Consider the following 9,629-nt stretch of genomic DNA (forward strand, 5'->3'; position numbering starts at 1 on the left):
ACCCTAGTTTTGTCATTCTTATTAAAGGGGATTATATTTTAGAGGAAACTCTAGTTACAATTAAAAAGGAAAATCCAAAAATAAAATTAGTTTTATGGATGATGGATTCCTTACATCGTTTCCCAAAAATTTTCAGCACATTGAAGCAATATGATTATATTGTTTCTTTCGATAAAAATGATGATCAATTTGTAAAACCAAAGGAAAAATTTATTTATATACCAATGGGTTATAATGCGGAAATTTATTACCCCATTAATTGTGTGAAAGATATTGACTTTTGTTTTGTTGGTTATGGGTATAGGAATAGAAAAGAAATTTTAAATGAATTGGTAAGAGTATTTAGTAATAATGGGCTGAATATGGTTATAGTTGGAAGGTACGGAGAACTAAAAAAACCGATTAGTTACATTTATTCAAAATTGAAATACCGTCATTTACACAAAGTGGTTAGGAATAAAAATATCCAACCATACCAATTAAATGAACTATATTCCAGAAGTAAGATATGTTTGAATATTAATTTTGAGAATCATAAGGGCGTAAATCCAAGGACTTTTGAAATAGCTGCAACTAATTCTTTCCAATTAACCGATTACAATGAGGAAGTATCTAACTTTTTCAAAGAAAATGATGAGATTGTTATATACGAGAACGTGCAGGACTTAGTAAAAAAAATAGAATACTACCTAAATAATAGTGCATTAAGGGAAGAAATTGCTTCGAAAAGTTATAAAAAGGCCATATGCCGGGATTCAATGATCCGAAGGGTACAACACTTTTTAGAAAAAATCCAATAAGGATAAATAATAATGAGATATCCTTGAATTAATTAAACTATATCATTCAGGAGAAGGTATAAGAGATGAAAAAAAAGATTGTAATATGGATTATAAGTATAATAGCCTTTTTAATAATTGCTGGTGGGGGTTATGCATATTATGTATATTCTAATGTTTCTAAAACATTAGATACTGTCCATCAACCATTAAAACGTGATAAATCTGATAAACGAGAAGAGCAAGTAGATATCTCTAATCAAAAACCTATTTCTATATTAATGATGGGAGTAGATCAAAGGGAAAAGGAAACTGGAAGATCCGATTCACTTATATTATTTACCTTAAATCCTAAAACGAAGTCAATGAAAATTACAAGTATACCGCGTGATTCTTATACTGATATAATCGGGAAAGGTAAGAAGGATAAAATTAATCATGCTTACGCATTTGGTGGTATCGACATGTCTGTAAAAACAGTGGAAAACTTTTTGAATGTACCAGTCGATCACTATATTGAGGTGAATATGGATGGTTTTAAGGATGTTGTTGATGCTGTTGGTGGTGTAGATGTAAATAATGATTTAGATTTCCAATATGAAAATATTCATTTTGAAAAAGGTAATATTCACTTAGATGGCACGAAAGCATTACATTATTCACGGATGAGATACGATGATCCTCGTGGTGACTTTGGCCGCCAAATGCGCCAACGTCAAGTTATCCAAGCGGTAATTAAAAAGGGTGCAAGCGTATCTTCTTTAGCTAGTTATGGTGATGTATTAAAAGCAATTGAGAAAAATGTTAAAACAAGTTTAACCCAGGATCAAATGTTTGAAATTCAAAAGAACTATAAAGATTGCATGGAGAATAGTGAAGAAATCCAAATCCCAGGTGACGGCCATAAAGCCGCTGATGGTATTTGGTACTACTATGTTCCAGATGCAGCGAAACAAGATATTACGAATAAGCTAAGAGCGCACCTTGAAGTGACTAAGTAATATGTAATAACCCAACTCCTTTGGTAGGAGTTGGGTTTATTTTTGCATGGATTTATATTAGTATTATATATTGTGAGATTAATAGATGAGGTGAATCGATGAATAAGAAAGCAGTACTTGTCCTAGTTATTTTTGTATTGTTTGTCGCTTCGGTTGTGAGCGGTAAATTATACTGGAATAAGAAAGTTGCGAATGCGACAGGGCAGAAGAGTGAAGTAACGAAAACGAAGTCTGAAGTGAAAAATAGCGAAGCAAAGAAAACAGAGAAAAAACAAGATGCGAAGTCATCTTTTAATGAAGCATATGCGAAGAATTTACCAGATGCAGTGAAAGAAAAGTTAAAGAAAGCCGCTGAAGATAAAAAGGCAGTAAATCTTATTATTGTTGGTGATGAAGCTTCTTCATCTGAAAAAGAGGCTTGGGCAGCTAAGTTAACGACTAATTTAGAAACTGCTTACGGTAAAGGTTTATGGAATGTGACGGTAAAGGAATATAAGGGTGAAAGCACAGACGAGTTAATTGCGAATAAACGTGATAAAGAGATTGCGAAAGAAAATCCAGATGTGATTTTATTCGAGCCACCGTTTATTACTGACAATGGTAAAACTGGTAATGGAAACTCTGTTGCGAGTACACAGAAATTTGTGCAAGCACTTTCTACTAGTGCAAAGGGTGCTACGATTATGATTCAACCACCAAACCCAGTGTATGGTGCGAAGAATTATCCGAAGGCGATTGAGGCGTTAAAACAATTTGCAACGCAAAATGGTTATACATATGTGGATCATTGGGGAGTATGGCCTGATGCAACGACAAAGGCTATCTTACCATATCTACAAGAAGAATTTGGCTTCCCGAGCGCTAAAGGTCATGAAATTTGGTCGCAATATGTGACAGATTATTTCGTAGCTAAATAAAGCCTGTAAAAAGGAAATCATTTGTTTATGTAAGATAAATGATTTTCTTTTTTATTAATATTTAATAACACTGGAGGCATATTTATGGCAATACTTGTAACAGGTGGGGCAGGCTATATTGGTAGTCATACATGTGTAGAATTACTGAATAATGGTTTTGAAATTATTGTATTAGATAATTTGTCAAACAGTTCAGTAGAGTCTATCAATCGAGTAAAAGAGATAACGGGAAAACAATTTAAATTTTATGAAGAAGACCTTTTAAATAGCGGGGCATTGAATAAAATTTTTGAAGAAAATAAAATTGAAGCTGTTATTCATTTTGCGGGTCTTAAAGCTGTAGGAGAATCAGTAGCAATTCCATTAAGATATTATAATAACAACATTATAAGCACGTTAGTGTTATGTGAAGTGATGCAGAAACATAACGTAAAGAAGCTAATCTTTAGTTCTTCTGCAACGGTATATGGTATACCAGAAACATCACCAATTACGGAGGAGTTTCCGTTAAGTGCAACAAATCCATATGGCCAAACCAAATTGATGATTGAACAAATTATGCGTGATGTAGCACTTGCAGATGGGGAATGGGGCATAGCATTGCTTCGTTATTTCAATCCATTTGGTGCACATGAGAGTGGCCGGATTGGAGAAGACCCAAATGGAATTCCAAATAATTTAATGCCATATGTCACACAAGTAGCGGTAGGTAAGCTAAAAGAATTAAGTGTATTTGGAAATGACTACCCAACTAAAGATGGAACGGGTATCCGTGACTATATTCATGTTGTAGACTTAGCAAATGGTCATGTAAAGGCGCTTGAAAAAGTACTGAATACAACGGGAGTAGATGCTTATAACCTCGGGACAGGTGCTGGTTATAGTGTATTGGAAATGGTTGAAGCATTTGAAAAAGTTTCGGGCAAGAAAGTTCCTTATAAAATTACCGAGCGTCGCCCTGGTGATGTAGCAGTATGTTTTGCGGATGCATCAAAAGCAAAGCTTGAATTAGGGTGGGAAGCAATGCGTGATTTAGAAGAGATGTGTGCAGATTCTTGGAGATGGCAATCTAATAATAAAGATGGCTATATTAAATAATATTTTTAAGTTCTCAGTGTACACACTATGGATAATTGAAATGTACGTCCATGCTATAATATGCTATAGGTTAAATAGTTATAAGTTTAAAAATTTAGCTATGAGGAAAGTAGGTATACAATGAATTCAATTCTAATCTGCGGCGGAGCTGGTTATATCGGTTCTCACGCTGTGAAAAAATTAGTAGACGAAGGTTTATCTGTAGTAGTAGTAGATAACTTACAAACTGGTCATGAGGATGCAATTACGGAAGGTGCGAAGTTTTATAATGGCGACCTTCGTGATAAAGCATTTTTAAGAGATGTTTTTACACAAGAAAATATTGAGGCGGTTATGCATTTTGCAGCTGATTCTTTAGTTGGAGTTAGTATGGAGAAGCCTCTGCAATATTATAATAACAATGTGTACGGTGCACTTTGCTTATTAGAGGTAATGGATGAGTTTAAGGTAGATAAGTTTATTTTCTCTTCTACTGCGGCGACGTATGGTGAGGTAGATGTAGATCTTATTACTGAGGAAACGATGACAAATCCAACGAATACGTATGGAGAAACGAAGTTAGCAATCGAGAAGATGCTTCATTGGTATAGCCAAGCTTCTAATTTACGTTATAAGATTTTCAGATACTTTAACGTGGCTGGTGCAACTCCGAATGGTATTATTGGGGAAGATCACCGCCCAGAGACGCATTTAATTCCTCTTGTATTGCAAGTGGCGTTAGGTCAACGTGAGAAGATTATGATGTTTGGTGATGACTATAATACACCAGATGGTACTTGTATCCGTGATTATATTCATGTTGAAGATTTAGTGGCAGCTCACTTCTTAGGACTTAAAGACCTACAGAACGGCGGAGAGAGTGATTTCTATAACTTAGGAAATGGTAATGGTTTCAGTGTAAAAGAAATCGTTGATGCAGTTCGTGAAGTTACAGATCATGAAATTCCTGCTGAGATAGCACCACGTCGTGCGGGAGATCCAGCACGTTTAGTTGCTTCTTCTCAGAAAGCGAAAGAGAAGTTAGGTTGGGATCCGCAGTATGTAAATGTGAAGACAATCATTGAGCATGCTTGGAATTGGCATCAGAAGCAACCTAATGGGTATGATAAATAAAATATAATAAGTGAAAGAGAGGGTATTGTCGTTCAACATATGTTCGACAATACCCTCTCTTTTTTTATAAGATTTTTGCTATACTAAACTGTACTATAATACAGGATGGAAGGAGGAGAATAATGAAAATACTTGTAGTGGATGATGAATCGAGTATTCGTAATTTGATTCGGATGCAGCTTGAGATGGAAGGATATGAAGTGCTTACGGCGGCTGACGGGGGAGAAGCTTTAGCGAAGTGGAATGAAGGGCCGGATGTATTGATTTTGGATGTTATGCTTCCAGATACAGATGGGTATGAATTGCTTCGTTTGTTCCGTGAAAAGGATAGAGATATTCCAGTACTCATGTTAACTGCGAAGAGTCAGATGAATGATAAATTGCTTGGATTGCAGCTTGGGGCAGATGATTATGTGACGAAGCCGTTTAATTATGCGGAGCTTATTCTTCGGATTAAGAATATGACGCGGCGTGTGAAGAAGACAGAGGAAACGGTAAGTCATGAAGTAATCGGGGCGGGAGAGATAATGATTTGTCCTAAGGAAAGAAAGGTACATGTTAGTGGAAAAGAAATTCAGTTAACGTACCGAGAGTTTAATTTATGTCAGTTGTTTGTTTCAAATCCGCAGCGTGTATTTATGAGAGATGAGTTACTTGAGAAAGTATGGGGATTTGAGTATATCGGAAATACGAGAGCGGTGGATATTATGGTACAAAGACTGCGGAAAAAGCTAGGGGATAGCGGGGAATATATTAAGACAATTTATGGCGTTGGCTATAAACTGGATTGTTAAGTGGTGATGGTATGTCTTTAAAAAGAAATATGGCGTTTGGAATAGTGGGACTGTTAATCCCGATTTTTGTTCTTTTGTACGTAGTTGTTTATATTACGTTAGAAAAGAATATGTATCATAACGCGGCAAATTCTTTAGAGAAGTTAAGTGTAGAAGCACAAATTTATACGATGAATTATTTAGAGAAGGAAGCAGAAGTAGAGACACTCGGTCCGAATTCACTTTTAATTGCTTCTTATTTAGCAAAACGCATGGATGTCCGTGTACAGATGATTGGGAAGAATGGGGATGTTGTTGCGGATACGCAAAAGGGAGCACTTCTTCATCGGAATATTGATATTGAGAGTTCTTTGAAGGGGAAGAAATCTTATGTTTTTGAAGAGGGAGACCCAGCTCCAATTCTTTTGTTTTCAAGCCCAGTTTATTATGGAAACGATGTCATTGGGAGTGTTCGTTTTATAAATGAGTTAACGGGTGAGAAGGAAGTTTTAACAAATGTTGGCTGGACGTTCTTAATGACGTCCCTTTGTTTAGTAGCTACGGGTATTTTCTTTGCAATTCGTTTGGCGAAGTCTCTTCATAAGCCGATTGATCAGTTAAGACAAATGGCAAAGCGGCTTGCAAATGGTGATTATAAAAGTAAGATTGAGCTAAATGAATATGTGGAAATTGCTCAGCTTTCAGCATCTTTTAATGCGATGGCTGATGGAATTGAACTGCATATTAAGCAATTGAAAGAGGAGAAAGAGAAGCAGAAAGATTTCTTAGACCGTATTACGCATGAGTTGAAAACACCGCTAACGGCGATTATCGGTTATGTGGATTTAATTCCGAAGTTAAAGGGGAAGAAAGATGTACAGGAGAGCCTGCGTTATGTGGCTGTAGAAAGTGAGCGTTTATTATCACTTGTAGAGGAATTACTTAAGTCTTCAAAGTACGGGACGAGTACGTTTGAAGTCTCACCTACAGTTGTGAATATAAAAGAATTAGCAGAAGAAGCAGTTTCAATTGTGAAGCCTCGCCTGCAGAAATTTGAGATTGAAGTTATAAATGAGTTAACAGATGTACATGTTGTTGCAGATTTCGATAAGACGAAACAGATTTTCTTAAACGTACTTGATAATGCGATAAAATATAGCGATGCTACGCAAATTCGTATGAATGTAATTGTAAATGAACGTGAGGCGAAGATTTTCGTTCATGATGATGGCATTGGTATAGATGAAGGTGTGCTTGCAGAGTGGAATGAATCGCCAGAAGGGAAGGTACTGCCTTCTAGTTACGGGAATGGTTACGGTTTGTATATTTGTCAGGAGATTATGAATAAGCAGGGCGGAAGTATGCGGATTGAGAGTAGTGAAGAAATAGGCACTACGATATTTATTACATTCTTGCTTCCGAGACGGATGGAAGACATAAAAAACTTGAAAGCGGTTAAATGATACATTTATGAAACAATTATGCGGTATTTTCGAAACAACGTTTTTTTATCTTGGAGGTAGGCAGAAATGAAAAGGCTATCATTTCAAATTCTTATGTTTGTCCTTTGTATAATCTTTTCTCTTATTTTGTTTTATGTGATGGAGAAGCAAATATACAATCGAATCACAATAGTGAATGACAAACAAACTGTTTTACAAAGAGTGAATGAATCCCTGCCTACTGAAATGAAGGTTAGGCATGAAAAGTGGGGAGAAATTGTTATAACGGATGAAGTTCGTTTGCATACGATTATTTCATTCTTTGACCGAATTCAAATAGAACCGAGAGAAGTTAAGAATCAAGAACAAGTATTTACTGGAGAAGTAACGTACTTGAATGGACATAAACGTACTTTTGCAGTAGGTGACTTGTTCCAGTACGGGGCTGATATGTACGGAAAGAATGGTACGGATCCAATGATTTCAGCATTTCAAACGTATTTATTAAGCCTGTATTACACGCCAGAACGTATTAGTGACTTTTTTGCGTCAGCACAGGATGTTATAGTACGCCAAGGTGAGGTAGAACGTGTGATGAATGTTACGCACATACTCGATTCGATTCGGTACGCAAAGCAAATTACAGATTACGGAGAGATACAGAAATTATTACAATCACAGAATGAACCAATTGCTTATATTACCGCTTATAAAACAGGAAAGCGTATAAAGAATGAGCGAGAAGACATTCTTACTATTTCTGTGTATCCGTCGTACTTTGTTGTGCAATATCTCGGTGATAACAATGGGAATGTCATGTATATGAAAAGCTCCCTCGCAAATTTATTTGTAAAGGAGAATGTATCATGAGAAAGATAGCCTTTTTCTTCTTTTTGCTAGTAATTGGAGGAGCGATGTCTAGTTGCTCTCGAGATACAACCTCTATTAAATATAATAAAAATAGTCTCCCTATTTTGGATGATCGTCATCTTGTTGCGTATGTAGCGGCACGTGAGGAAGTGGGTGAAGCTTTGCTTTCATCATTTTGTAAACCACGCGGTTGTACGTATGAATTTATTCGTCTTTCGACAGAGGAGCTTCTTCGGAGGGTAGAAGAGGAAGCTGGAAATCCGAAAGCGGATATTATTATTGGCGGTACGGTAGATGCGCATCAAATGATGAAACAAAAAAATCTATCTATTCCTGTTACGAGTCAGCACGCGAACCGTATTTCAAAAACTGTGAAAGATAAAGACGGTTATTGGTACGGTTATGAAGTGGAGAAACTGGCAATTGCAATCAATAAAGAGCGGTGGAATGAAGAAATAGCACCACTCGGACTTCCTTATCCATCAAGGTGGCAAGATTTATTAAATCCATTGTATAAGGGAAAGATTGTGATGCCCGATCCAAATGTATCAGGAACAGCATATACGTTTTTTCAATCACTTATTGATACTGTAGGTGAAACGGAAGCGAAGGAATATGTGAAGAACCTTGCAGGACAAGTTGGTGAAGTAACGGTGAATGGTTACATACCAGTAGAGTTTGTTGCAAGCGGTGAGTATATGATAGGCATCAATTTCATGGGAGATCAGAGAATGCTTCAAAAACAAGGCTTTCCAATTGTAAGTATTGTACCTGAGCAAACAGGGTTATCTGTTAATGCGATTTCGAAACTAAAACGTGCACCGAATGGTATTATTGCGGATTTATTTATTGATTATTGTTTATCAGAAGAAGCGGGTCACATTTTAGAAAAGGTTTCGTTTGGCGTACCAACGATGTTTGCGAAGAATGAGCAAGAAATAGAAGGACAGCCGGTTAGAAGAACAAACAATAATATAGCAAATAGCGGAATAATCGAGATATGGAATAGACAGCGTCTCTCTCAGAAGTGAGAAAAGGAGACGAAAGAATATGTTTAAATGGCTTAAGCCAGCACCTGCAATTGAACGTTTGCCAGCAGATATGATTGATCGCGTATATAAATTACTACGTATTCGTGTATTAATGGGAATTTCAGTTGGGTATGCTGCTTATTATTTAGTTCGTAGTAACTTTACGTTATCAAGTACGTATTTAGTACAAGAATATGGATTTAGTACAGCTGAAATTGGGCTACTAGGTTCAATTATGGCAATTGTTTATGGATTTAGTAAGTTCTTCATGGGGAATTTGTCAGATAAAGCTTTCGCCCAGCGCTTTATCGCGGTCGGTTTATTCTTATCAGGGCTTGTAAATATTTGTTTCGGTTTTGCATCGTCATTTGGAATGATTGTTACACTACTTGTTCTAAATGGTATTGTACAAGGTATGGGAGCACCACCTTGTAGTATCGTTATGACGAAGTGGTTCTCAAAGAAAGAACGTGGTACGAAAACAGGTATTTGGAACATTTCACATAACGTTGGTGGAATGCTTGTGCCACCACTTGTCGGAATCGGTGTAGCTATTTTTGGTGAAAATCATTGGCAAGGCGGCGTGTTTATTTTCCCAGCGATTA

Annotated in this window: 10 protein-coding genes; all 10 read left to right on the plus strand. The window is 36.5% G+C overall.

Going from position 1 to position 9,629, the window contains the following annotated elements; translation table 11 throughout:
• Positions 1-800, plus strand: an 800-nt coding sequence (locus KI369_RS22375) for a CgeB family protein (protein WP_212957438.1), incomplete at its 5' end; no start/stop codon positions are given.
• Positions 801-865: 65 nt separating this feature from the next.
• Entirely contained in the window at positions 866-1,780 is a 915-nt protein-coding gene (tagU, locus tag KI369_RS22380) for a polyisoprenyl-teichoic acid--peptidoglycan teichoic acid transferase TagU (RefSeq protein WP_212957439.1), read from the plus strand.
• Positions 1,781-1,878: 98 nt separating this feature from the next.
• The gene (locus tag KI369_RS22385) at positions 1,879-2,697 is read left to right on the plus strand and encodes an SGNH/GDSL hydrolase family protein (RefSeq protein ID WP_212957440.1); all 819 of its coding nucleotides are present in this window, start codon (positions 1,879-1,881) and stop codon (positions 2,695-2,697) included.
• Positions 2,698-2,781: 84 nt separating this feature from the next.
• Complete coding sequence (gene galE, locus KI369_RS22390; RefSeq protein WP_212957441.1) at positions 2,782-3,795, plus strand: UDP-glucose 4-epimerase GalE; 1,014 nt, start codon at positions 2,782-2,784, stop codon at positions 3,793-3,795.
• Between the two features lie 120 nt (positions 3,796-3,915).
• Positions 3,916-4,908 carry a UDP-glucose 4-epimerase GalE gene (gene galE / locus KI369_RS22395; RefSeq protein ID WP_212957442.1) on the plus strand — a complete coding sequence of 331 codons (993 nt, stop codon included), beginning with the start codon at positions 3,916-3,918 and terminating at the stop codon, positions 4,906-4,908.
• Between the two features lie 122 nt (positions 4,909-5,030).
• Complete coding sequence (locus tag KI369_RS22400; protein WP_212957443.1) at positions 5,031-5,702, plus strand: response regulator transcription factor; 672 nt, start codon at positions 5,031-5,033, stop codon at positions 5,700-5,702.
• Positions 5,703-5,713: 11 nt separating this feature from the next.
• Positions 5,714-7,144 (plus strand): sensor histidine kinase, encoded by a 1,431-nt coding sequence (locus tag KI369_RS22405; protein WP_212957444.1) that lies wholly within the window; start codon positions 5,714-5,716, stop codon positions 7,142-7,144.
• Positions 7,145-7,210: 66 nt separating this feature from the next.
• Entirely contained in the window at positions 7,211-7,993 is a 783-nt protein-coding gene (locus tag KI369_RS22410) for a DUF3919 family protein (protein WP_212957445.1), read from the plus strand.
• Positions 7,990-9,024: an ABC transporter substrate-binding protein gene (locus KI369_RS22415; RefSeq protein ID WP_212957446.1), complete on the plus strand. Its 1,035-nt coding sequence runs from the start codon at positions 7,990-7,992 to the stop codon at positions 9,022-9,024. Before KI369_RS22410 ends, KI369_RS22415 begins: the two co-directional genes overlap by 4 nt.
• Positions 9,025-9,043: 19 nt before the next feature.
• Positions 9,044-9,629 (plus strand): MFS transporter (locus KI369_RS22420; RefSeq protein WP_212957447.1); only part of this gene is annotated, 586 nt, incomplete at its 3' end.

Source organism: Bacillus sanguinis, from assembly GCF_018332475.1.
GTDB lineage: Bacteria > Bacillota > Bacilli > Bacillales > Bacillaceae_G > Bacillus_A > Bacillus_A sanguinis.